We start from the raw sequence: 23,828 nt of genomic DNA, 5'->3' as shown, positions 1-23,828 counted from the left end.
ATTTTTCAGGAAAAATCAAGCAAGTTTTCAAAAAATTATTGCAGCAAATCCAAAAACAAACCATATCCTGCTTCTTCCATTTCCTCTCTAGGGACAAAACGCAGGGCTGCCGAGTTGATACAGTAACGCAATCCACCCTTGTCACGCGGTCCGTCATCAAAGACATGACCTAAATGAGCATGACCGGCCCGACTGCGGACTTCAATACGGTTCATGCCGTGGGAAAGATCTTGGAAATAGGTCGCAACTTCCTTGCTGATTGGCTTGGTAAAGGAGGGCCAGCCGCAGCCTGAGTCGAATTTGTCTGTTGAGAGAAAGAGGGGCTCACCAGTCGTAATATCGACGTAGAGACCAGCCTGGTCGCTATCCCAAAACTCATTTTCGAAAGGTCTTTCCGTCGCAGCTTCTTGAGTGACTTGGTACTGGAGTTCAGTCAAGCTGTCTTTTAAGACTTGTTGGTCTGGCTTTTGGTAGTCTGCAACATCAATCAGAGGGATTTTTGCCTGCCCAAGATCGATATGGCAGTACCCTTGGGGATTTTTCTTGAGATAATCCTGATGGTAGTCTTCGGCGGGGATGTAATGCGCGAGTGGCTCCACTTCAACGGCTAGGGGGCGTCCGCCAAAGAGCTGGGACTGCTCCGCCATGACCTGCTCGATGGTCGGTAAATCAGCCTCATCTGTGTAATAGATACCAGTCCGATACTGGCGGCCCTTGTCAGGTCCCTGCTGATTGACAGAGAAGGGATCAATGACGCGGAAATAGTAGAGGAGAATTTCCCGCAAATTGATACGAGCCTCGTCATAGGCTAGATAGAGCGTCTCTGCGTGGTCTGTTTGTTTGAGGAGTTGATAATTGGTCGTCTCCACCTGTCCATTGGCATAGCCAACGCTGGTGTCAAGAATACCATCGATCTGGGAAAAGTAGCCTTCCATTCCCCAGAAACAACCGCCTGCTAGGTAAATTTCTTTCATGTGAGTTTCCTTTCGATACAGAAAAAGGCTGAGTTTCCTCAACCTACATAATTAACCAATCTCTGCCAAGATTGCTTTGATTTGGTCTTTGGTGTGAACACCAGCAACTTGTTTCACAACTTGTCCATCTTTTTTGAACAAAAGGGTTGGGATTGACATAATACCGAATTGACGGGCTGTGTTTGGGTTTTCGTCAACATCCATCTTGTAGATGCGCAGTTCATCTTCATCCACTTCGCCTGCTAATTGTTCCAAGATTGGTGCTTGCATGCGGCATGGACCACACCAAGGTGCCCAAAAGTCAACAAGGACTAGGCCTTCTTGTGTTTCAACTTCAAAGTTTGCATCTGTAATAACTTGAACCATAATTTTCTCCGTTTCTGTTTTTCTACTATCATTCTACACCAAAAGAAAATAGAAAGCGAATTTTTGCTACGGGATGAGATGTTGAGTAGGATTTCCTAGAAAATTGCGACCTAAAAAGCGACTTAGTCAAGCTAAACTAGTTCGCAGAGAGCAAGTGTAGACTGGAAAATAGCTTTTCTTATCAAATCTAATTGTGGGAATGAGACAAAGGTGACGAATATGTGCTACGGAGATAAAATCAGGTAGATATACCTATGAAAATGTCAAACGTAAGAACAAATTGGATAAGCCGAACTGAACCACAAAAATACGAGAGAACTGAGCATTCCTTCCACTTGCTCAGTTCATCATAAAAAAGATTTTCAACTTTTTTATATCAAATCCACCACATAGGTTAATTCTTGATAGACATCTTCTATGTCAAAGAGTTCCAAGTCGGTTTCTTCACTAACTACATAGACACCTTCGCGGAGATAGTAGGGTGCTGGCTGACCTGTTTCATCTGTAAAGGCCAATTTGGCATTGGGAAGATCGACACCAAAACGGACATAAGGTGTGTCTTTAGGTGTACCGATGACAAGATAATCTGAACAGACTAACTGTCCTCCCCATTTTTGATACAAATGATTGGCTACATCTCCCTCTCTGGTAAAGATGGCTAGTTTCTCTACACCTTGCTCTTTCAATTCCTGCTCTGCTTTTTCAAAAAGCGCCTGGGCAATGCCCTGTCCTTGAAAATCAGGGTGGACTGCTAGGTTAGTAAAATAAGCTGTTCGCTTACTCGGTGCGTAAATATAAGACTGGCTGCACTCTTCCGTGTAAATATCGATGTCGATTAGACCAACTTAATAGCAGAAACTTGCTACGCAAGTCCCATCTCCAACCTCAAACGGTTCCCCAAACCGTTTGAGCCATCTACTTCCGCCACCCATTCCACACGGTAGTCATAAACGTCTGTCATTCGTTCGGGCTTCTCTGTTTCTCTATCATCAAAGAATGGGGAAAAGAGATAGCTGAGCGCCTTGCAATAAACCCAGCCTTTTTCATCACTGGTTTGATATTTTCTGATAATCATAAGAATCTCCCATCGGTTGATTACTATTTAAACGTCACAATAGTACAGCCTGAGCCACCTGCATTTTGTGGGGCGTAGCCGAATTCCTTGACTTGCTTGTTTCGGCGGAGGTACTTGGTCACCCCTTCTCGGATAACCCCTGTCCCAATACCATGAACAATATCGACTTGGGCTAGGTTATTGAGTAGGGCTTGGTCGATAAATTCATCCAGCTCCATCATAGCTTCTTCGTAGCGTTTGCCACGGAGATCTAAGCGGGCTTTTGGTCCTCGAACATTGGCACGTTTGACCGTGTGAACCTGGCGCTTCTTAGGCTGCTCTGCTTTTTCCGCCTTGACCAGTTCAAACTCATCTTTGGTCAAGGTCATCTTAATCAAGCCCACCTGTGCTTCCCAACGGCCGTCCTTGAGTTGATTGGTCAAGGTACCTCGCTGACCGTAGGCTGTGACGATAATATCATCACCCACCTTGGCCTCCCGCTGGATTTTGGCTTTCTTCAGAACCTTGTTTTTAGACAGATCCACCACTTCAGGCGCCAACTTTTTCAGCTCTGCCTTGGCTTCGATGATCTGGTGGGGCTTAAGACTGGCTGCTGCATGGAGATTTTTGAGAATATCCTCGCTTTCTGCCAATGCCATATCTACAATTTCCCTAGCTTCCAGACGGGCCTTATTGAGCTCATTTTCCCTCTCCCGATTGAGCTCGTCATAGAGCTTGCGGAGGGCTCGGTTCATCTTGAAGTTTTCTTGTTCCACCTCACGAATCTTATCTAGGCGACGGCGACTTTCAACAGTCTGACTTTCCAATTTCTCGATAATGCGGTTCACGTCGCTATCTGTATCGGTCCAAGACTGAGCCGACTGGATAATGATGTCCGACAGACCAAGACGTCTTGCTATTTCAAAGGCATTGGAACGTCCAGGCACACCCTGCATAAACTTATAGGTTGGGCGCAAGCTATTGGTATCAAATTCCATGCTGGCATTTTCAATACCAGAGGTTTCTATCCCGTAGGCCTTGAGTTCCGGATAGTGGGTAGTTGCCATGGTCTTGATCCCCCGCAGACGAAGGTCATCCAAAATAGCCATTGCCAGCGACGCACCCTCCTGGGGATCGGTCCCAGCTCCCAACTCATCAAATAAAATCAAAGAATCTTGATCCGCCTCCGCCAAAATCGCTACCGTGTGAGTCATGTGACTGGAGAAGGTTGATAAACTCTGCTCGATGGACTGTTCATCCCCAATATCTGCAAAAATTTCCTTGAAAACAGCGACCCGACTGCCCTTGTCTGCCAGAATAGGCAAACCAGACTGGGCCATCAGATGGGTCAAACCCAAGGTCTTGAGCATGATAGTCTTACCACCCGTGTTGGGACCTGTAATAACAATAGCCGTCAACTGGCTACCGAAATAGAGATCATTCGGTACAGGCTGAGCAATCAGAGGATGGCGAACATTGAGAAGAGCGATATCTTGCTTATCAGATAACTTAGGAACCACCGCCTTGTACTCACGCGCAAAAAGATGTTTGCCACGAATAAAATCCAAATGACCAATGACCCAAGCATTATTGCGAATAATACCACTATGTGGTCGCAACATATCCGACAGTTCCTGCAAGATCCGACTAATTTCATGCCGTTCTTCTGCACGCAAGTGACTAATATCTTCATTTAAACTCACTACAGCCCGGGGTTCAATATAAACGGTCGAGCCAGAAGCGGAAATATCGTGGACAACCCCTGCAATCTTATTCCGATAGGTATTTTTTACAGGAAGAACATTACGCCCATTTCTGCTAGCCAGGATAGTATCTGACAGCATATCGCTCTTGTTCTTCAAAATATCCTGCATGACCTGACGGACCTGGTCCTCTGCTTCACGGATTTTCCGACGGATACGAGCCAATTTCTCAGAAGCAAAATCCTCTACAAAACCAGCATCATTGATGGACTGGAGGGAGCCTTGCAAGTGGGGGAAAAGCTCAATTTTTTCAAAGAGCTTGTCCAGCTGGCTGAGGCTGACATTTTCAAGATTGCCATAGAAATCCAAGAGGGACTTAGATACTTCCAAGACTTTCTTAACTGCCAATAGCTCACTGATATTTAGGTCTGTATCCAATTCCAAACGGCGCATAGCTGGATTGATGTCATTGGTCGCTGAGAGGCTAAAGTAAGGACTTTCGACAAAGATTTGTCCCATATCAGTCAACTCATCGAAGGCCTGCTGGATACGGTGGGCTTCCACCATAGGCTCCAACTGCCTTAATTCTTCCAAACCCTGCTCCGTCAAGAGATAGGGCTCGATTTTTCCTATAACCTTGTGAAATTCAAGGCTTTCAATAATTTTACTATTCATATTTTCCTACTTAGTCAAAAAGGATAAGGTTCCCCTTACCCTGCAATATTACTCAACCAAAGAGATTTTAAAAAACTACTCGTAAATGGTGTGTACTGAATCATAAAATTGGCCAGAAAACTTCCATGGAGCCTATCTTGAATTGCTGCCAAGGGGATGGTCGATAGCAAGACCAAAACAATCTGCAAGGAAAGAAAGGTCACCAAAACAGCTATGGCACCACTAATCAGATTGGTCGTTCTTGTATCCGGGTTAAATTCCTCTAGTAGATGGACAAAAATCCCCACAAAACGTGCCAATCCATAAATCAGGATATAGATCAAAAGAAAGGCAAGACCTGCATAGAATACCTTGTCCAAATCAAATAGATAGTTTTCATCAAAGTAATAGGTCGAACTACCCTGAGTGGCATTGGCAAAAGGCACCCAAAGGTAGAGAAAGGCTATCCACTTCTTGTAAGTAGCCGTTGCAATGACCAGGGCCAAAATACTAGATAGACCATAGAAAGCCTGCAAGACCAAGCCACGACTGTAGCCAATATAGAAGCTCCAGGCCAAAATTAGCAAAATTACCAATGAAATCATGCCTTCTCCTCAAGTTCATCCAAATCAACTAATGTGACATTTTTCTTCAATACTTTTTCTTTTACAGAGGCCAACTCTGCCTCGGTCTGCTCAAAAACGATTTCACGGGTTAATTGAACAGAGAGGGCGTTGATTGCCAATAAAAGCGCCAAGGTTTCAGGGTCAGCCGTTGGCATCTTTTCCTTGATTGCCTGATATTTTTCGGTTGCAACACGCTCAATTTCTTCCATGAAGAGATTATCATGTTCTGTCGTTAAGGTTAATTGCTTCTCACCAAATGTAAATTTATATCGATTTAAGTTTGCCATAAAACACCTCTCTTACCATTATACAATAAAATAGATGATTTTGCTAATCCATATCCTACAAAGAATGTTTTCTGCGTGCAAAATCTACAAATCGGAATTTATCAATCTTATGCTTGCTTTCTGTATATTGGAACTGTCTTGTATCCCCCAGATAGACCCGGGACTTGATGAGAACCAAGTAATCATCCTGACACTGCATCAAATCACGTTCTTCCCGGCTAGTAGGCTCCACCGTAATTTCCTTTTGCGCATAGGCGATATCCAAGCCCAACTGGCCTTCCAGGTATTCATAGATGGACCTCTCCGCAATCTCAAGAGTCAACTCAGGAACCAGCTCCACTGCCAGATAGTCTGTGTCCACGACAGAAATCTTCCCATCAATAGAACGTGTACGGACAACTTTCCAGACCTTGCTATAGGGTTCAAAACCTGTCAAACTAGCCAAACTGCTGTTGACCGTCACCTGTTCTAGACTGACAACCTGTGTCTGACTAGACAATTGAAGAGAGTTGGTCAATTCCTGATAGGAGGTCAAGCCAGAAACAGGAAAATTCAAGATTTCTTGCTTCAAGACCATGGAACCACGTCCCTGAACCTTTTGGATAAGCCCCCCTTCTGTCAACATAGCCAAAGCCTTTCGTACCGTGTCCCGACTAACCCCATAGATTTCCTGCAATTGTTGTTCGGTCGGTAAGGACGTTTCCGCCGGATAAAGATTTGTACGGATTTTTTCCTTTAAATCATGATAAATTTCTTGGTATTTTTTCATTTTTTAACCCCATATATTGACTGCTTTCTATCATACAACATCACTATTATAACAAAATTTTAAAAAAATTAAGTAAAAGGGCTTGCATTATTTTTTGAAATCGGATACAATATTAGCACGAACGAAATTTGTCCGTACAAATTTCGTATATCCAATTTGTTGTGTCCCCCTAAAACATGATAAATCGGAAAACAAAGTCTTTTAGTTTACTTTTGGTACTAGGCAACTAGCCACTGGCTGCTCCAACAGTCAGAGTGGCGACTATTGAAGGTTAAAAATCATACTGCTGATAAAATGTAACCCTCATAGCGTACGGCAAAGCGAGTTAACAAAATACCAAGAGAGAAACTAAGTGACTAAAAAATATGGGAACGGCACTAGCCCAATTGTGCCTAGAAGGAAAAATATATGGGAAAATTTGAAAAAGAAGCCAAACAGCTCCTAGATGCTATTGGTGGAAAAGAGAATGTCAATGCAGTAACACACTGCGCAACACGTATGCGTTTTGTTCTTGCTGATGACAAGAAGGCAAATGTCAAAGTCATCGAAGACATTCCAGCAGTAAAAGGAACCTTCACCAACGCTGGTCAGTTCCAAGTTATCATCGGTAACGATGTACCAATCTTCTACAATGACTTTACTGCGGTATCTGGTATTGAAGGCGTATCAAAAGAAGCTGCTAAGTCAGCCGCTAAAAGTAACCAAAATGCTATCCAACGTGTTATGACAATGTTGGCGGAAATCTTCACCCCAATCATCCCTGCGCTTATCGTCGGCGGTTTGATTCTCGGTTTCCGTAACCTCCTAGAAGGTGTTCAGATGGAGTGGTTGGGACAAAAAGTAGTTGACGGTGTCAAACAAGTCACAGCTTCTGGCTCTCCGATTTATAATACTATCGTTGATGTTTCACCATTCTGGAATGGTGTCAACCACTTCCTCTGGTTGCCAGGTGAGGCCATCTTCCACTACCTACCAGTCGGAATTACTTGGTCTGTATCACGTAAAATGGGAACGTCACAAATCCTTGGTATCGTCCTTGGTATCTGTTTGGTATCTCCACAGTTGCTTAACGCATATTCTGTACCAAGTACAGACGCAGCGACCATCGCTAGCGACTGGTCTTGGAACTTTGGTGCCTTTAGCATCGCTCGTATCGGTTACCAAGCCCAAGTTATCCCAGCCCTCTTGGCAGGTTTGGCCCTTTCTTACCTAGAAATCTTCTGGCGTAAAGTGATTCCTGAAGTGGTATCCATGATCTTCGTACCATTCCTATCACTTCTACCAGCTCTTATCTTGGCCCACACTGTCCTTGGTCCTATCGGTTGGACAATCGGTCAATGGTTATCAACTATTGTATTGGCAGGTTTGACAGGTCCAGTTAAATGGCTCTTCGGTGCTGTATTTGGTGCTCTCTATGCACCGTTCGTTATCACTGGTCTCCACCACATGACAAACGCCATCGATACACAATTGATTGCGGATGCTGGTGGAACTGGTCTCTGGCCAATGATTGCTCTTTCTAACATCGCTCAAGGTTCTGCAGTATTTGCTTACTTCCTCATGAACCGTCACAATGAAAAAGAAGCTCAAGTTTCGCTTCCTGCAACGATTTCTGCTTATCTTGGTGTTACTGAACCAGCCCTCTTTGGTGTCAACGTGAAATACGTTTACCCATTTGTAGCTGCTATGATTGGTTCAAGTATCGCTGGCTTACTTTCTGTAACCTTCAACATCCAAGCTGCATCTATCGGTATCGGTGGTCTTCCAGGTATCTTGTCTATCAAGGCTGAATACTGGGGAGCATTCGCCATCACTATGTTTGTCGCAATTGCTGTTCCTATGGTACTGACTGCAGTATTCAAGCGTGCTGGCTTGTTTGCAAAAAAGGTTGAGGCTCCTGAAGAAGTAAAAAGCGTAACTCCAAGCGTTTCATCAGGAGCAAAGATTGAATTGGTAAGTCCCCTAACTGGACAAGCCAAAGAATTGTCACAAGCGACTGACCCTGTCTTCTCTTCTGGTGTCATGGGTACAGGTTTGGTCATCGAACCAAGTCAAGGCCTCTTGACAGCGCCAGTTGACGGAACTGTCTCTGTGCTCTTTCCAACCAAACATGCTATTGGAATTACAACTGCCCAAGGCTTAGAACTCTTAATCCACATTGGTATGGATACTGTTAGCCTAGAAGGCAAGGGATTTGAAGCCCACGTCAAACAAGGCGACACCATCAAAGCTGGTGATAAACTGATCAGCTTTGACATTCCAACCATTCAAGAAGCTGGATTGGTGACCGAAACTCCAATTATCGTAACCAACCAGGCTGACTTCTCTGTGGAAATCCTGAAACAATTACCAGGCGCAGTTGAAAATGGACAAACACTCCTAACTGCAAGCAAACTTTAATCAATCCTTAGGAGGTGCAGGTTTCCTGTCCCTCCTATGATTGTTTTATGTAACCAATTAGAAAGCGAGACAACCATGACAATCGACAAACGAAAAGTGGTCTATCAAATCTACCCCAAATCTTACAAGGACACAACTGGCAATGGTGTCGGCGACCTGCGTGGGATTATTGAAAAACTCCCTTATCTAAAAGAATTAGGCATTGACATGATCTGGCTCAATCCCTTCTACCCAAGTCCGCAACGGGACAACGGCTATGACATTTCAGACTATACAGCTGTCAATCCTGATTTTGGCACCATGGCTGACTTTGAAGAAATGGTGGCTGTCGGAAAAGAATTGGGTATCGAATTCATGCTGGACATGGTCCTCAATCACTGCTCGACAGACCACGAGTGGTTCAAAAAAGCCTTGGCTGGCGATAAATATTACCAAGATTTCTTTATCCTGCGTGACCAACCAACTGACTGGGTTTCCAAGTTTGGCGGCAATGCCTGGGCACCTTTTGGCGATACTGGGAAATATTATCTTCACCTCTTTGATGTGACCCAAGCCGACCTCAATTGGCGAAATCCACATGTTCGGGACGAACTCTTCAAGGTGGTCAACTTCTGGAAAGACAAGGGTGTCAAAGGCTTCCGCTTTGATGTTATCAACTTGATTGGTAAGGATGAAGTGCTAGAAGACTGCCCAATCAACGATGGCAAGCCAGCCTATACCGACCGTCCGATCACCCACGACTACCTCAAGATGATGAACAACGCCACTTTTGGAGCAGAAAAAGGCTTCATGACCGTTGGGGAAATGTCTGCCACGACCATTGAAAACTGCATTCTCTACACGGCTCCTGAGCGGGAAGAGTTGTCCATGGCCTTCAACTTCCACCACTTGAAAGTGGACTACAAGGACGGTCAAAAATGGACCATTATGGACTTTGACTTTGAGGAACTCAAACGCCTCTTTCACACTTGGGGCGAGGAGATGTCTGTTGGAAATGGCTGGAACGCCCTTTTCTACAACAACCACGACCAACCTCGTGCCCTCAACCGCTTTGTTGATGTGGAGAATTTCCGCAATGAAGGAGCAACCATGCTAGCCGCTTCTATCCACCTATCACGCGGTACGCCTTACATTTACATGGGCGAGGAAATCGGCATGATTGACCCTGACTACGACAGCATGGACGACTATGTCGATGTGGAGTCTATCAATGCCTACCAGATGCTCTTGGACCAGGGGCAGGCACCTGAGCAGGCCTTCAAGATTATCCAGGCCAAGTCCCGTGACAATTCCCGCACCCCGATGCAATGGGACGCTTCTGACAATGCAGGCTTCTCAACAGGTACCCCTTGGCTGAAGGCTGGCAAATCCTACCAAACGATTAACGTTGAGCAGGAAAAAACAGGCCCAATCTTTACCTTCTACCAAGAACTCATTCGCCTGCGGAAAGAGCTTCCTCTCATTTCAGAAGGGGACTACAAGGCCGCCTACAAGGACAGCCAGAAAGTCTATGCCTTTGAACGCTTGCTGAACGGCGAGAAACTACTGGTCCTCAACAATTTCTTCGCAGAAGAAGTTGAACTAGACCTGGCAGACGACTACGCCCACGGCCAAGTCTTCATCAGCAACTACCCTGACAGCAAGTTAGGTAAGAAAATCACCCTCAAGCCTTATCAGGCATTGGCAATTTTGGTGAAATAATGAATGAAAGAGGAGCTAGCTCCTCTTTTATGTATAGAATGAAATAAACAAGAAAGGAAGACCAAGAAACCAACTGGGACCTACTCCGCAATATTATCGCCTTTAACATTGAAGATAAGAAGGGCTCTGACAAGTTTTGGAGATAGGTAAGCACTACTGGTTCTATACAAATAGCATCAAAAAAAGCCAAGCTCACTTAGAGTTTGGCTTTTCGTATTGCTATTAGTTAAATGACACGTGGACGTGGTCGTAGTGGTTTTCTGTAATGCTTCCACGGTCTGGCATCAAGTTCCAAGTATAAGCTGGACCGTAGATACTGTCATAAGGTGCATAGAAACGTTGTTTCCAAATAATGTAAGAAATATTTTTCGCACCCATATTGGCAACGGCATATTCTGCTACTTGGTCACCAAGTGCTGAGCTTTGCGGTACCATAAAGTCAATAGCCAAACCTTTACCGTGGTCGCCAGAATCACCAGGACGGTAACCTGAGAAAGAAGTAATACCGAAGGCACTAGCCACTTCTGCACGGAAGGCTGCTACCTGTGGTTGCAAGCCCACATCATAAGAGCTAGTTGCTGCCTGTGTTTGCGCTGCTGCTTGGGCTTCCGCTGCCGCTTGAGCTGCTGCCGCTTGAGCTGCTGCCGCTTGAGCTTCCGCTGCCGCTTGGGCTTCTGCTGCTGCTTGGGCTTCCGCTGCCGCTTGAGCTTCCGCTGCCGCTTGGGCTTCCGCTGCCGCTTGAGCTTCCGCTGCTGCTTGGGCTTCCGCTGCCGCTTGAGCTTCCGCTGCTGCTTGAGCTTCTGCTGCTGCTTGAGCTTCCGCTGCTGCTGGTGCAGCTACTTCTGCTGGCGCTTCTACCGCTGGAGCAACTGGAGCAGCTACTTCTGCTGGCGATTCTACCACTGGAGCAACTGGGGCAGCTACTTCTGCTGGCGATTCTACCACTGGAGCAACTGGAGCTACCGCATCGGCTGGCGTTTCTACTGCTGGCGCTACTGGAGCAGCTACCTCGGCTGGGACTTCTACTGCTGGCGCTACTGGAACTACTGCCTCGGCTGGCGTTTCTACTGCTGGCGCTACTGGAGCTACTGCCTCGGATGGGGTTTCTACTGCTGGCGTAACTGGAGCAGCTACCTCGGCTGGGGTTTCTACTGCTGGCGTAACTGGAGTAGCTACCTCGACTGGGGTTTCTACTGCTGGCGTAACTGGAGCTACTGCAGGAACTTCAGCCAAGTTTACAACTGTATTATCAACTGTTGCTTGATTGGTCGTCACATCAACTGTTGCTTGAACTGTTTCTGCTGGATTTTCCTGACTTGGTGTTTCAATTTCAAGCTGAGTAACTTGATTATGTTGATCAAGAGTAGCTGTCAAAACTGTATCTGGGAAGATCAAGTTAATATCTGTGATTTGATTGATTTTCGCCAATAGATGCATATCAACATTCATAGCTGAAGCGATAGCACTGAGAGTATCACCATACTTAACCGTATAAGTCAACTGCCCCTCATTGCTTGTAATTTCAGTAATGATTTGCTCCACACTGCGCGGTGTCCACTCCAATGCGAGAACTTGTGGACTAACCATACCAGTTGTGAAAAGTGAAAGTGCCAAGCTTGAGGCGTACATCATTTTCTTATTCGTTTGCAAAAGGGATGTTTTTCTCTTACGACGCATATGCTTTGGTTTTGTAACTCTTTTACGTTTCATCTTCTATTCCTTTTCTGATTTGATAGTACTATCATACCTAATTCTGTTGTGAAAAACAAGAACAAAGAGGGCTTTTTAATAAACTGTTGCCCTTACGTAATATTGCTTCTTTTCTGTTACACAACCTATATATTTGTTACAGTTCTGTCACATTACTCACCAAAGAAAGCCATTCCCAAAATCTACCTAAAGCTCCCAAATAGAGTTCAAGGAGCTTCCTAAACTTCCTCCGGATAGACCAAGCCCCATTCTTTGCGGAGTTGGGTCATGATCTCCATGACATCTTGGGTAAATGCTAGGTGCATGGTGTTTTCGATGCCTGCGACAGCTTTTTCCATATCCGCCACTTCATAAGAGAGGGCCTTGGCTGTCTCGCCCGCTTCGATTACTTCTTGACTACCGTCTTCAGTATAGGTAATGACTGCTTTCTGACCACGAGGATACTCGTAAAGCTCGATGTAGCCCTTGTCGTAGGCAATGGTTCCCCGTTTTGGCTGTTTGGCATGGAGGGTCAGGGCGATGGTCGCCATTTCTCCTGCATCATTGCTGAGCAAAATCCCTACCTGCTCGTCCACACCTGTCGGAGCCAGTTTGACCTGAGACAAAACCTGATTTGGCTTTTCCGTCATAAACCAACGGACAAAGGACAGGGCGTAGACACCAATATCCAAGAGGGCACCGCCTGCCAAATTTTTGTTGAAAAAGCGGTTGGTCATGTCGTATTCCTTGTAGCTGCCAAAGTTCATCTGGATCATCTTCAAATCTCCAAGCTTGCCACTTGCAACAACTTCACGCAGCTTGCGGTAAATAGGCATGTGGAAAATTGTCATAGCTTCTGCCAAGATGACCTGATTTTCCTCCGCCAGTTGAATGGCTTCTGCCAATTCTTCTGAATTAAGCGTAATAGACTTTTCGCAGAGGACATGCTTTCCAGCCTGCAAGGCCTTTCTCAAATAGTTGATGTGGGTATTGTGGGGGGTAGAAATATAGATAATGTCTACTTGAGGATCCTCAAAGACCTCATCGATTTCCTTATAGACCTTTTCAATGCCGTACTTCTGGGCAAATTCCACACCCTTGTCATAGGTACGGTTGGCCACAGAGTAAAGATTTCCACCCATAGCCTGCAAGGCTTGCACCAATTCATTGGCGATAACACCTGTTCCCAAGGTCGCCCACTTGTACTGTACTTGTTCTTCCATCGTCTTCCTCACTTTCTCTCACTATTATAGTAAAAACCACCCTTTTCTGCACACTCTAACCTGCATTTGTGATACAATAAGGACATGAATACTCTTGTACTACAGCCATCTGCCCAGCAGAAACAGGCCATGCTAGCCCACTACGACCGCTATCGTCAGGCCAGTAAAAATCCCTATATAGAAGCATTTTTCAAACTGACTGGAGCCAGCCTGTCCATCTATACTTCAGGCAAGGTCGTTTTTCAGGGGGAAATGGCAGAGCAGGAAGCAAGGCGCTGGGGTTATGAGCCAGAAAACTCTGGACAGACGACCACGCCTGGTCAAAACCTGCCCATGATTGGTACCGATGAAGTTGGAAACGGGTCTTATTTTGGTGGTTTAGCAGTGGTTGCCAGTTTTGTTCGCCCAGAAGACCATGCCTTTCTCAAGTCGCTTGGCGTGGATGATTCCAAAAAAATGACAGACCAAAAGATCTGCCAAATCGCCCCTCTCTTAAAAGAGAAAATCCCCCACCAAGCTCTGCTATTGTCACCCAAAAAATACAATGAGGTCATCGAGCAGGGCTACAATGCGGTGTCTGTCAAGGTCGCCCTACACAATCAGGCTATTTTCCTACTCTTGCAAAAGGGTGTCCAGCCTGAGAAGATTGTCATTGACGCCTTTACTTCTAGCCAAAATTATCAAAAATATCTAAAGAAAGAAGCCAATCAATTTGCTAATCCAGTGACCTTGGAAGAAAAGGCTGAGGGCAAGTACCTGGCTGTAGCAGTATCTTCTATCATTGCAAGAAGTATGTTTTTAGAGAACCTTACCCAGCTTGGTCAACTGGTAGGCAGAAACCTACCTTCCGGAGCTGGAAGCAAATCCGACCATGTCGCAGCCAGCATCTTAAAAGAATATGGTCTGGCAGGCCTAAACCAAACTGCCAAGCTCCACTTTGCCAATACGCAAAAAGCACAAAAATTAGTGAAATGAGGAATAAATATGGGAAAAAGACGAGGCTTCATAGCCTTCTTAGCTGAATGGGGGACACTCATTCTCTTTATGATCGCTCTCTTTGCTAGTCGCTACTTCTTGTGGGACCCTGTATCCGTTGATGGTCATTCTATGGATCCTACTCTCCAACACCAAGAAAAGTTAGTAATGTTCAAAACCACATCCATAGATCGTTTTGATATTGTCGTGGCCAGCGAAATAGATAGCGATGGCAAGGAAAAACTCATTGTCAAACGGGTGGTCGGCATGCCGGGTGATACCATTCGCTATGTAAATGATGTCCTCTATATCAACGAGCAGGAAGTGGATGAACCCTATCTTGATGAATACTTAGCAGCCTTTCAAAAGGACAAATTGCAAGAAGAATATGCTTACAACAAACAATTCCAAGCCGTTGCCCAAACTGCCCAAGCCTTTACACAGGATGCCAATGGTTCTGTTGATTTCAGCCTTACAGTACCAGAAGGACAATACTATCTCTTAGGTGATGACCGCCTAGTATCTTTAGATAGCCGTAGCGTAGGAACTTTCGCGCGCGACAGTATCAAGGGCGAAGTTGTCTTCCGCATGTGGCCTGTCAATCGAATTGGAACTGTTGATTAATACTCTTCGAAAATCAAAACTATCCGTTGTCAAGAGCCTTGATGAGTGAAAAGCTCCGGTGGAGCTTTTCAGCCTGTTACCTTGAAACAAGACAGTAACAGAGTTCTATCATCAACTTCGTTTCCTAGGCTATTTTTGATTTTCATTGAGTATAACACAAACAAGTTTGGAGCACTGTTCCAAACTTCTTTTTTCACTATTTTAGGAAATATTCTCTATGAACGAAGTTTATTTTACCGGCACCATTGACCGGATCATTTTTGAAAATCCTAGCAATTTTTACAAAATCCTGCTCCTCGAAATTGAGGAAACAGACGCAGACTATGACGATTATGACATCATTGTGACCGGAACGATTGCCGATGTCATTGAGGGGGAGGATTATCGTTTCTATGGCAATCTGGTCACCCATCCCAAATACGGTCAGCAGCTGCAAATCACGCGCTACGAACGCAGCAAGCCCACTTCTGCTGGTCTAGTCAAGTATTTTTCTAGTGACCATTTCAAAGGGATTGGTCGTAAAACAGCCGAGAAAATTGTTGAGCTATATGGCGATGATACCATTGATAAGATTTTGGCTGAGCCTGAAAAACTGACCCAAATTTCTGGTCTATCCAGCAAAAATAGGCAAGCCTTTATCGAAAAACTCCGCCTCAATTATGGAACGGAGCTGATACTAGCCAAACTAGCTGAGTACGGCATTCCAAACAAGCTAGCCTTTCAAATCCAAGACCAGTACAAGGAAAAAACACTCCAAATTATTGAGGAAAATCCCTATCAACTAGTCGAAGATGTACAGGGACTTGGCTTTACCATTGCCGATAGGATTGCGGAAAACCTGGGCATTGCCAGTGATTCCCCCCAACGCTTTCGGGCTGGTATGCTCTTTAGCCTCATTCATCGCTCTATGGAAACGGGTGATACCTATGTGGAGGCTAGAGATTTACTAGAAGCTACCCTTGAACTGCTGGAAAAATCCCGCCATACCGAGCTGGATCCCGCTGCCGTTGCCAAAGAATTGACCGGGCTGATAGAAGATGGCAAGGTTCAACAAGAAGGTACCAAGATTTTCGACAACAGCCTCTACTTTGCCGAACATGGTATCCATAAAAACCTGACCCGCCTAATGGGAAAAAATGGCTTCAAACCCTTCCCACGCGCAGACGTCGAGGCTGCCATAGCAGAGCTGGAAACTATGTCTTCCCTGACCTACGATGACATTCAAAAAGAAGCCATCGTCCAAGCCATTACCAATCCGCTTTTCATTCTGACAGGCGGACCAGGGACTGGAAAAACAACGGTTATCAACGGTATTATCGCGGTCTATGCCATCTTGCATAAGATTGACCTGACGCGCAATCGAGAAGAATGCCCAGTCCTTCTCGCAGCTCCAACTGGACGAGCAGCCAGACGGATGAATGAATTGACAGGTCTGCCTTCTGCCACCATCCACCGCCACCTCGGTCTGGTAGAAGGACAGGAAGAATCCTACCGCGATGATTATTTGGATGCCGACTTTATCATCGTGGATGAGTTCTCTATGGTAGATACTTGGTTGGCAAACCAGCTCTTCCAGAACATCTCCTCCCAAACCCAAGTTCTAATTGTCGGCGATGCGGAGCAATTACCCTCTGTCAGCCCCGGCCAAGTCCTAGCTGACCTCTTGAAAATTGACAAGCTACCCAGCATCACTCTGGAACGCATCTACCGCCAATCCGATGATTCGACCATTGTTACCCTAGCCAGCCAGATTCGCCAAGGGGCCTTGCCGAGCGATTTCCGTGAGAAAAAGGCTGATCGCTCCTATTTTGAAGCGCAAAACGAACAAATTCCAGCCCTGATTGAGCGCATTGTCGGTGCAGCTATCAAGTCCGGTATCCCTGCACCCGAAGTCCAAATCCTCGCTCCCATGTACCGTGGTGCCGCAGGCATTGACCAGCTCAACACCATGACCCAGGCCCTGCTCAATCCCCTAAAAGACGGAGAGCTGGAATTCCTCCACAACGAGCAAGCCTTCCGCCAAGGCGACCGAGTCATCCACCTAGTCAACGATGCTGAGGCCAATGTCTTCAATGGTGATTTGGGCTACATCACCGACCTCCTGCCTGCCAAGTACACCGACTCCAAGCAGGACGAGATTACCATCAACTTCGACGGTAGCGAGGTCACCTATCCCCGTAACGAATGGTACAAGATTACCCTGGCCTATGCCATGTCCATCCACAAGTCCCAAGGCAGTGAGTTCCAGGTCGTCATCCTCCCCATCACCCGCACCAGCCACCGCATGCTCCAGCGCAACCTGGTCTACACCGCCATCACCCGCTCCAAGAGCAAGCTCATCCTCCTAGGCGAAATCTCCGCCTTCGACTACGCCGTCAAAAACGCTGGCACCCTCCGCAAAACCTATCTGGTCCCACGTTTCCAAGGAGAAATGGCAGAGCAGGACAGCAAGGAAGCTTTGACTGAAAAAGACGAAAGTAAGACAGCTACAACCACGCAAACCCAGCCACCTACACAGCCAGACAGGACAGAACAAGTTGAAGTAGTCAATGAAAACAGCCAGCAACTCTCCCTTCTTGAACAAGACCAGCCAGAAAAAACAAGTGCCCAACCCACAGAATATATTCTGACTGTGGACAACCTACTAACCATCGACCCCATGATTGGCATCAAAGAGGCAGATATAGAGGAATTTTTCAAGAATAAGTAACAAAAATATTTCTTTTGTTACAAAAATGTTACAAATATTACAATTTTGTGTTGACAAGCTTGTTTTTATTTGTTATACTCTGTTTATAAGCGGAGGTAAGAACAAATGAAAAAGATATTCAACTACTCAGTATTGTTGCTTTCTGTAACCTGTCTATTGACAGCTTGTTCAGCAAAAAAACAAGAAAGCCAGACAGAAGCAGCCACCAGTAAAACGACCCAAGCAAGTACCAAGCAGACCAGTACGGCTGAAAATTCTAGCTCTGTAGAAAAGGCGAGTGAAACTAGCTCTTCGACAGATGCAAGCCAACAAACTGAGGGAAGTCAGGGAAGTCAGGAAAATCAAGAGAGCCAAAGCTCTCAAGCCCAAGAAAGTGTTATAAGTGCCGAAACAACTCACACTCAGCTACTAACTTTGCCAGCTACTAATATCCCCGACGACCTAGTTGGAAAATGGCAAGGAAGTAGCCAGCAAGCACGCAATGTTGAAGTAACTATCAGCGCAGACGGCACCTTTACTACTTATGAAGATTTTCGACTTAGTGAAGATGAGGAAGGAGAACACCTCATCCAGACCTACACAGCTCAAATTACAGACCTAGTCGAATATGCTCCAAACCACTACCTAATCCGTGGAGCTGATGGTGAAGGTTCTGCCCTTCTACCAGGAGTAACTGGCCTCGGCGGACGTATTGCACCAGGTTTCATCCTAGAGGATGGACAATACAAGGTCATTATGTGGGGAAATCCTTTTGACCCATCTGTAGAAGCCGTGTACGACCTGGTATCAGAACCTCAGGTATATGCAACCTTGGATAAGGTTGAGTAACCACAAGGTTTATTACCCTATTCTCTAACAAACTTAAAGGAATATTCGTGCATCCCTTTCCGAGAAGAAGACAAACATCTTACTTACAGTGTTTGTCTTTTTCTATTGTTCTCCATTTCGCTCTCCATCGAAATAAAGACCGGAGCAAGTCAACGATAGCTACCTGTTCTTTAGAAGACTAGCGCACTTGTGAGGAAATCGGCTATGTTATGCTCAATGAAAATCAATGGGAGCCTAGGGTCGACCTGAGTTCAGCAAGGTAAGGTGACTACAGATATGTTTAATTTCAAAAAGTATTACCAACTATTGAAAGTTGGGATTGGGTCTGCATAAGCACCTGTACCATGTGCAGTTGCTATACCAATCTTATTAGCTCATACAGTTGTTCCTACAAGCGCAAGAGCTGCCAATGATACCAAACCAATAGAGGATTTTCTTAAAAGATATGTTTTCTTTGTTGACATAATGTCACCTTCCCTTATATATAATCTACATTTAAAATAAAGTTAAGATAATGTTTCACCATTATCCGTGGCTCTTATCCTAACCATCACCCTATAAATGCAATGATTACAGTTATTATACCCCCCATATTTTTTCAATTTTTTATCATTTTCTTTATGTAATTTTTTTGGAAATTGGCGCAAAACTTTTCTTATTTTCCTGAAAATAAAGGGAAACAAAAAGGACCATTTAGGTCCTTTTTGTATGTAGATTATTTTCTTTTCTTGAGCAAGGCTGCTGAGCCAAGAAGACCTAGACCACCTACAAGCGAAAGAACTGTCATCACTTCACCAGTTTCTGGAAGTTTTTCTGATGCAGTTGAAGTTGCTTTCTTCTCTGCTGCTCTTGTTTCAGTTGCTTTCTTCTCTGCTGCTTTTGTTTCAGTTGCTTTAACTGTTGCAGGATCAATCTTTGGTAAAGCTACTGCCTTAACGCTTTCACCTTTGGCAGTTTCCAAAGCTGGTAATTCACCTTCAGGTAAAGCTGGGGCGGTAACACCTGTACCCTTTGCAGTTTCAGCAGCACCTTCAAGTGTTGAAGGATCAATAGTTGGAAGTTCTGTTGTCACGCCTGTACCTTTAGCATAAAGATAGAAATCTCCATCTTTACCACCGATTTGTACTTCTGGTAGTGCTTCTGCTGTAGGTGCTTCAACCGGTTTATTTGTAAAGTACAAACCATTTTCATCCAAGGCAACCGCTACTTCATTCAATTCAGGTGCAGTCACACCTTCGCCATGTTTTGTGATGTCTACTGTACTTGGATCCAAGGCTGGAAGTTCTGCTGTTGCTGTCACACCTTCACCATGTGCATAAACATAAGGTTCCCCATTGTCAAAACCAAGTTTTACTTCTGGCACTTCTGCCACAGCACCCTCACCATGCTTGGTAATCTCTACTGTACTTGGGTCCAAAGCTGGTTTATAGTCAGAGTTCAACACACTGCTGCCTTTTGCTGTTAATTCACCCGTATTGATATTGAAGGATGGGATTGGGTCAGCATAAGCACCCGTACCATGCGCAGAAGCAACACCAATCTCATTAGCAGATACAGTCGTTCCCACTAGCGCAAGAGTTGCCAATGATACCAAACCAATAGAGGTTTTTCTCAAAAGATATGATTTCTTTGTTGACATATTAGTCACCTTCCTTTTTCTATAATCGAAAATTCAGTATATGAATTCAATCTCCACATACAATCGTTGACTACTGAGCTGAATTGATTAAACAAAGATGATTTGTTGCCCAATCCCACTCAATAATTACACCATCATTATATAAACATATATCAAAAAATTCAAGCGGTTCCATCTAATTTTATATAACAATATCTTATAGATTTCGTAATTATAAGAAAAACTTATAGAGTGCTTCTAATTCTTGTCTGGCTGCTAATCATTTCTTATTTTTTAACCAATGTCTTACGGATATCCAGTGCCACAGCTACGACGATAACAATACCTTGGATTAGCTATTCACCAATGCTTGCAATTTCTCCACATTGTTTACATGGTAATCAAAATCATGATGATCAATAGGATAAATGTGATTTAACATGGCTGCCAAGCTTGAACCGATTTGCTTCAACTGACTTCTATTTAGTTCCTTGCTATTGATAGGTTCCAACCCATGAGCCAACTTATTTCGTAGACCATTCTTTGCAATAATTGTTGAAACAAGTGGCGTTATGTCATTACTAGGCTCTAGGCAATCAATTATATTTTTGAAGGAAACAATGTTCAAAGTTGACTGTGGATTATATGGCCGAGAAGGATCGTACTTTTCTTTTAAATCCAATCTCATTTGCTCAGCAATATAGTCATTCACTTCCTCAGCCAAGGGGTGATTGTGGTTGACTTTTGGAAATCCATTTAGTTTAACCACTAGTTCTGGATACTTCTGTTCAATATAGGATTCCAACATATACTCTGCCAGGGACTTGGATTTGATCAAGACATCCGTAATCAACTCCCTGCGAATACTCAAATCAATTAATAAATAAGAAGTTAAAATCTTATTCAGCTCTGAATCATATGGTAAGTCTAAAGGCATTTGAAACTTGATGGCCTGATCGTAGTTTTCTAAAATCCGATTGATTTTAGAGCGAACTGTCTTAGAAAACCAGTTTCGAGTCTGCTTTTGCAACATCATGGCATAAGCCGCTTGAAAATCAAAAGATTGGATATGTTGTAAGACTTGTCTCTTACCTAGACTTTCTTGAAACTTAACAGCTTGGTCCGGTCGAGTACGGTTTTCTGGACTAGGCACATTGTCACGGTTAGTCGCTATCAGCTCCTCAATAGGAACATCGCTTGTAAAGCTCGTTTTTTCATTAGAACCATAGTTCGGAGATAAGACCTGATAGGCAGCAAAATTAGTACTCTTGATACGATTTAGAGCAAAGAGGCTCGAAATGATTTGAGCCGTTCCGCTGGAAAGATTGAGAAAAATTTGACTATCATCCTCTAACTCTTTCACGCATTTATCAATAATAGCAGACATTCTAGCAAACATCTTATCAAAGATAGCTATTTCAGAACTGGGCAATAAATCGGGAGAAACCTCTATGATAGGTTGATAGTCAGCAATAGATAAAAGTGCTGTCTGGATACGTTCATGCCGTTGTATCAAAGTCTCAGAATAGATTAGAATAATCTTTTCTGGCCTCAATATACGAGCCAAATGCAATAAGGGACCATCATGTTGTCCGCGAATAGGATCTGTATTACCAACAGACGAAATCAATACTTTCATAAAACCTCCTTCAATAGAAAACAAGCCTTACCCATTTCAAAGTAGGAATCTTCATTTTTGATCAGTTTTCTAGAGACACCCGATTTCATTCTAACAGTCTTACCTTTGGTCTTGGTTAGTTTCAAAACGCCCTTACCGACCATTTTCGTCTTCAATCTGCTATACCGTTTTTGTACAATCCCATTTGCCTGTTTCATGACAGTCTTGGTCCATACACCCGCCCCTGCACCCAGGTAGATCGGGTATTGAAGATTATCTTGTTGGTAGCGGTCGGGAACAAGATTCCCTTTCCTGGTTCGGTCCTTGAGATAGAAACTAGTGTAAAGTCTATACCATTCCTGTGAAAAATTGGTCAAACCTGAAATCAACTCGTAAGCTTCTTGGCTGGTCGTAGTGATTTCAAATTCAATTTTTTTCAAAGGAGCAATAGCCTCACGGAATACTGGCAAAGGCTTAGCTGACTGTTTATCAACAGAGTAGTCCCATTTCTGTACCAATATCAAATCTTCATTTTTGAGCAAGCTACTATCACTGACTCGAATCGAATTGAACACATCGTCAAATGCCTTCCCCTTCTTTGCTCCCCATGGAATGACTGTTTTATTTTCCTTCTCTTTTCCGCTAAAGCTAGAAACGAAATCCTTGTTTTTCCAATGTGTATTCATCAAAATCGTGCGAATAGCTCCCTTTAGTGAACTTCCAGGAATATAAGGACGCCCCAAACCATCTCGAACAAAAATTGAGATGTCATTTAACTTACCAGCTGTCGCTGTATCATGTTCAAAACCTGTCGCAGGCAGGCGATAGCCACCCCAGTCCTGAACGGTTAACTTCTTATCTGCCAGAAAATCTATCAGACGCTTGGAACGATTATGATGATCAATTAAAAAACGTTCAAAAGCTTCGTCCAACTGACGTTTGACTAAGTAAGAATAGAGCTGCCCCATATCAGGAAAATAGTAACTATTTCCATCTGAACCTCTTTCAAAAATAAATTCTTTAGCAGAATACTTGCCTCCACTACCAATATGAACTGGAGCAAGTGTTGTCAAAATCAAGTGAAATTTCTTATATCCGATTTCTATCATACTTCCTCCAATCTATAAAACAAAGGCTTGGCAAAATGATGAACTGGGTGTGGGAAGTCAAGTGGTCGCACATCATAAATTGCCCCTCTAAAGGTTCCTGCAAAGGTTGAACCAGCCTTAAAGGTATAGATATCCTGCTTCCGATAATTCTCTTCTGTAGATTGGCTAAAAGCAAAGCCAGTACAAGGTTTTATCAAATAGTTTCCACTCGACATCGCCTGTTCAAGATCCTCATCGATTGGTAGAGCTGAAGTCAATAAAACAACCGGTTCATTTGACTGTCTCGTCAATCTTGCTCCCAATTCCTGTGGTATATCCTCGATTTCAAGTACAAAACGACCATATCCAGCAGAACGTTTCCCACCTAGTCCTGAAAATTGTAGGCTCATCCATAGCTCATCCAATAAGACATCTTGATTGGCAATGACATAAAGGCTAGTATCCGGCTCATAGGTCATGACACCCACTTGATACAAAGCCCCCTCCGCTGAAGGATTATTCTTTGTCATATAGACATGATGCCCATAACGAAAATCCTCTAAACTCTCACCTTGCAGATAATCTGAGTAGGCTTCCAGTTCAATGAAGGCTAATTTTTTATTGCGTTTAGCTTCTTGACGAACTTCCAAGACTGAACGAGATGGGTCCAGTTTTTCTCTAAGAGGATAACCAATCGGTTTAGGTAAAAAAGGACTAAATTGATAAGGAAATGCATCTGTTAGGACAAAATCATCCCTTTCTGCCAGTTGTATAAATTGATCATATTTTCCCAACTTAATCGATTCTAAAACCAGAGCTGAAAACAACCTAGCCGCAGAAAAATGTAGAGAAGATTCTTCCAAGCTCCCTTCACCAAAATGGGCTGACTGGAAGGTCATTTTATAGAGTTTGTAGGCCATA

General features: G+C 44.2%; 18 protein-coding genes and 1 pseudogene. 6 read left to right on the top strand and 13 right to left on the bottom strand.

Annotation, left to right across the window (positions count from 1 at the left end):
- Window positions 1-35 precede the first annotated feature (35 nt).
- The 7 genes and pseudogenes from msrB to treR all read right to left on the bottom strand — a co-directional run bounded on the left by msrB (window position 36) and on the right by treR (window position 6,433).
- On the bottom strand, window positions 36-974 hold the full coding sequence (msrB, locus tag PW252_RS01155) for a peptide-methionine (R)-S-oxide reductase MsrB (protein ID WP_248049673.1): 939 nt from the start codon (window positions 972-974) through the stop codon (window positions 36-38).
- 51 nt (window positions 975-1,025) lie between these two features.
- Complete coding sequence (gene trxA, locus PW252_RS01150; RefSeq protein ID WP_172028300.1) at window positions 1,026-1,340, bottom strand: thioredoxin; 315 nt, start codon at window positions 1,338-1,340, stop codon at window positions 1,026-1,028.
- Between the two features lie 371 nt (window positions 1,341-1,711).
- A pseudogene (locus PW252_RS01145) lies at window positions 1,712-2,415 on the bottom strand (GNAT family N-acetyltransferase).
- Window positions 2,416-2,438: 23 nt separating this feature from the next.
- A complete protein-coding gene (locus PW252_RS01140; RefSeq protein WP_248049672.1) occupies window positions 2,439-4,772 on the bottom strand; it encodes an endonuclease MutS2 in 2,334 nt (777 codons plus the stop codon).
- Between the two features lie 35 nt (window positions 4,773-4,807).
- Window positions 4,808-5,356: a CvpA family protein gene (locus tag PW252_RS01135; RefSeq protein WP_105124490.1), complete on the bottom strand. Its 549-nt coding sequence runs from the start codon at window positions 5,354-5,356 to the stop codon at window positions 4,808-4,810.
- On the bottom strand, window positions 5,353-5,664 hold the full coding sequence (locus tag PW252_RS01130; protein ID WP_248049671.1) for a hypothetical protein: 312 nt from the start codon (window positions 5,662-5,664) through the stop codon (window positions 5,353-5,355). The genes PW252_RS01135 and PW252_RS01130 overlap by 4 nt, the downstream gene beginning before the upstream one ends.
- 55 nt (window positions 5,665-5,719) lie before the next feature.
- Window positions 5,720-6,433, bottom strand: coding sequence for a trehalose operon repressor (gene treR / locus PW252_RS01125; RefSeq protein ID WP_248049670.1), 714 nt, complete (start codon window positions 6,431-6,433; stop codon window positions 5,720-5,722).
- A gap of 408 nt (window positions 6,434-6,841) precedes the next feature.
- On the opposite strand from treR, the gene treP reads away from it, so the two are divergent.
- Both treP and treC read left to right on the top strand, forming a co-directional pair.
- Complete coding sequence (treP, locus tag PW252_RS01120; protein WP_248049669.1) at window positions 6,842-8,833, top strand: PTS system trehalose-specific EIIBC component; 1,992 nt, start codon at window positions 6,842-6,844, stop codon at window positions 8,831-8,833.
- Between the two features lie 75 nt (window positions 8,834-8,908).
- Window positions 8,909-10,534 (top strand): alpha,alpha-phosphotrehalase, encoded by a 1,626-nt coding sequence (treC, locus tag PW252_RS01115; protein ID WP_248049667.1) that lies wholly within the window; start codon window positions 8,909-8,911, stop codon window positions 10,532-10,534.
- 222 nt (window positions 10,535-10,756) lie between these two features.
- Here the strand turns inward: treC and PW252_RS01110 are convergent, their stop codons facing one another.
- Window positions 10,757-12,244, bottom strand: coding sequence for a LysM peptidoglycan-binding domain-containing protein (locus tag PW252_RS01110; protein WP_248049665.1), 1,488 nt, complete (start codon window positions 12,242-12,244; stop codon window positions 10,757-10,759).
- 218 nt (window positions 12,245-12,462) lie between these two features.
- Window positions 12,463-13,446, bottom strand: a complete 984-nt coding sequence (locus PW252_RS01105; protein WP_248049663.1) for a Gfo/Idh/MocA family protein — start codon at window positions 13,444-13,446, stop codon at window positions 12,463-12,465.
- An 84-nt stretch (window positions 13,447-13,530) separates the two neighbouring features.
- Between PW252_RS01105 and rnhC the strand changes: the two genes are divergently transcribed.
- The 4 genes from rnhC (at window position 13,531) to PW252_RS01085 (ending at window position 18,583) form a co-directional block, all read left to right on the top strand.
- Window positions 13,531-14,421: a ribonuclease HIII gene (gene rnhC, locus PW252_RS01100; RefSeq protein WP_248049662.1), complete on the top strand. Its 891-nt coding sequence runs from the start codon at window positions 13,531-13,533 to the stop codon at window positions 14,419-14,421.
- A 9-nt stretch (window positions 14,422-14,430) separates the two neighbouring features.
- The gene (gene lepB, locus PW252_RS01095) at window positions 14,431-15,045 is read left to right on the top strand and encodes a signal peptidase I (protein ID WP_248049661.1); all 615 of its coding nucleotides are present in this window, start codon (window positions 14,431-14,433) and stop codon (window positions 15,043-15,045) included.
- Window positions 15,046-15,262: 217 nt separating this feature from the next.
- Entirely contained in the window at window positions 15,263-17,755 is a 2,493-nt protein-coding gene (gene recD2, locus PW252_RS01090) for an SF1B family DNA helicase RecD2 (RefSeq protein WP_248049660.1), read from the top strand.
- 105 nt (window positions 17,756-17,860) lie between these two features.
- Window positions 17,861-18,583, top strand: a complete 723-nt coding sequence (locus PW252_RS01085) for a hypothetical protein (RefSeq protein ID WP_248049659.1) — start codon at window positions 17,861-17,863, stop codon at window positions 18,581-18,583.
- 715 nt (window positions 18,584-19,298) lie between these two features.
- Here PW252_RS01085 and PW252_RS01080 read toward each other — a convergent pair.
- The 4 genes from PW252_RS01080 to csm4 all read right to left on the bottom strand — a co-directional run bounded on the left by PW252_RS01080 (window position 19,299) and on the right by csm4 (window position 23,827).
- Entirely contained in the window at window positions 19,299-20,222 is a 924-nt protein-coding gene (locus PW252_RS01080; RefSeq protein ID WP_248049658.1) for an LPXTG cell wall anchor domain-containing protein, read from the bottom strand.
- A 331-nt stretch (window positions 20,223-20,553) separates the two neighbouring features.
- Window positions 20,554-21,840 carry a type III-A CRISPR-associated CARF protein Csm6 gene (gene csm6, locus PW252_RS01075; protein ID WP_248049656.1) on the bottom strand — a complete coding sequence of 429 codons (1,287 nt, stop codon included), beginning with the start codon at window positions 21,838-21,840 and terminating at the stop codon, window positions 20,554-20,556.
- A complete protein-coding gene (csm5, locus tag PW252_RS01070) occupies window positions 21,837-22,925 on the bottom strand; it encodes a type III-A CRISPR-associated RAMP protein Csm5 (protein ID WP_248049688.1) in 1,089 nt (362 codons plus the stop codon). Before csm5 ends, csm6 begins: the two co-directional genes overlap by 4 nt.
- The gene (gene csm4 / locus PW252_RS01065; protein ID WP_248049654.1) at window positions 22,925-23,827 is read right to left on the bottom strand and encodes a type III-A CRISPR-associated RAMP protein Csm4; all 903 of its coding nucleotides are present in this window, start codon (window positions 23,825-23,827) and stop codon (window positions 22,925-22,927) included. Before csm4 ends, csm5 begins: the two co-directional genes overlap by 1 nt.
- Window position 23,828: the final 1 nt, after the last annotated feature.

This window comes from Streptococcus sp. 29887 (genome assembly GCF_032595075.1).
Classification (GTDB): Bacteria; Bacillota; Bacilli; order Lactobacillales; family Streptococcaceae; genus Streptococcus; species Streptococcus iners.
Note: the sequence above shows the minus strand (reverse complement) of the source record. Positions and strands in the feature narration are given on the sequence as shown.

Coding starts and splice junctions, on each gene's coding strand:
- treP (WP_248049669.1), top strand. CDS start 6,842: ATGGGAAAATTTGAAAAAGAAGCCAAACAGCTCCTAGATGCTATTGGT.
- trxA (WP_172028300.1), bottom strand. CDS start 1,340: ATGGTTCAAGTTATTACAGATGCAAACTTTGAAGTTGAAACACAAGAA.
- PW252_RS01130 (WP_248049671.1), bottom strand. CDS start 5,664: ATGGCAAACTTAAATCGATATAAATTTACATTTGGTGAGAAGCAATTA.
- msrB (WP_248049673.1), bottom strand. CDS start 974: ATGAAAGAAATTTACCTAGCAGGCGGTTGTTTCTGGGGAATGGAAGGC.
- PW252_RS01135 (WP_105124490.1), bottom strand. CDS start 5,356: ATGATTTCATTGGTAATTTTGCTAATTTTGGCCTGGAGCTTCTATATT.
- csm4 (WP_248049654.1), bottom strand. CDS start 23,827: ATGGCCTACAAACTCTATAAAATGACCTTCCAGTCAGCCCATTTTGGT.
- rnhC (WP_248049662.1), top strand. CDS start 13,531: ATGAATACTCTTGTACTACAGCCATCTGCCCAGCAGAAACAGGCCATG.
- csm6 (WP_248049656.1), bottom strand. CDS start 21,840: ATGAAAGTATTGATTTCGTCTGTTGGTAATACAGATCCTATTCGCGGA.
- recD2 (WP_248049660.1), top strand. CDS start 15,263: ATGAACGAAGTTTATTTTACCGGCACCATTGACCGGATCATTTTTGAA.
- PW252_RS01080 (WP_248049658.1), bottom strand. CDS start 20,222: ATGTCAACAAAGAAATCATATCTTTTGAGAAAAACCTCTATTGGTTTG.
- PW252_RS01110 (WP_248049665.1), bottom strand. CDS start 12,244: ATGAAACGTAAAAGAGTTACAAAACCAAAGCATATGCGTCGTAAGAGA.
- PW252_RS01105 (WP_248049663.1), bottom strand. CDS start 13,446: ATGGAAGAACAAGTACAGTACAAGTGGGCGACCTTGGGAACAGGTGTT.
- PW252_RS01085 (WP_248049659.1), top strand. CDS start 17,861: ATGAAAAAGATATTCAACTACTCAGTATTGTTGCTTTCTGTAACCTGT.
- treC (WP_248049667.1), top strand. CDS start 8,909: ATGACAATCGACAAACGAAAAGTGGTCTATCAAATCTACCCCAAATCT.
- treR (WP_248049670.1), bottom strand. CDS start 6,433: ATGAAAAAATACCAAGAAATTTATCATGATTTAAAGGAAAAAATCCGT.
- lepB (WP_248049661.1), top strand. CDS start 14,431: ATGGGAAAAAGACGAGGCTTCATAGCCTTCTTAGCTGAATGGGGGACA.
- PW252_RS01140 (WP_248049672.1), bottom strand. CDS start 4,772: ATGAATAGTAAAATTATTGAAAGCCTTGAATTTCACAAGGTTATAGGA.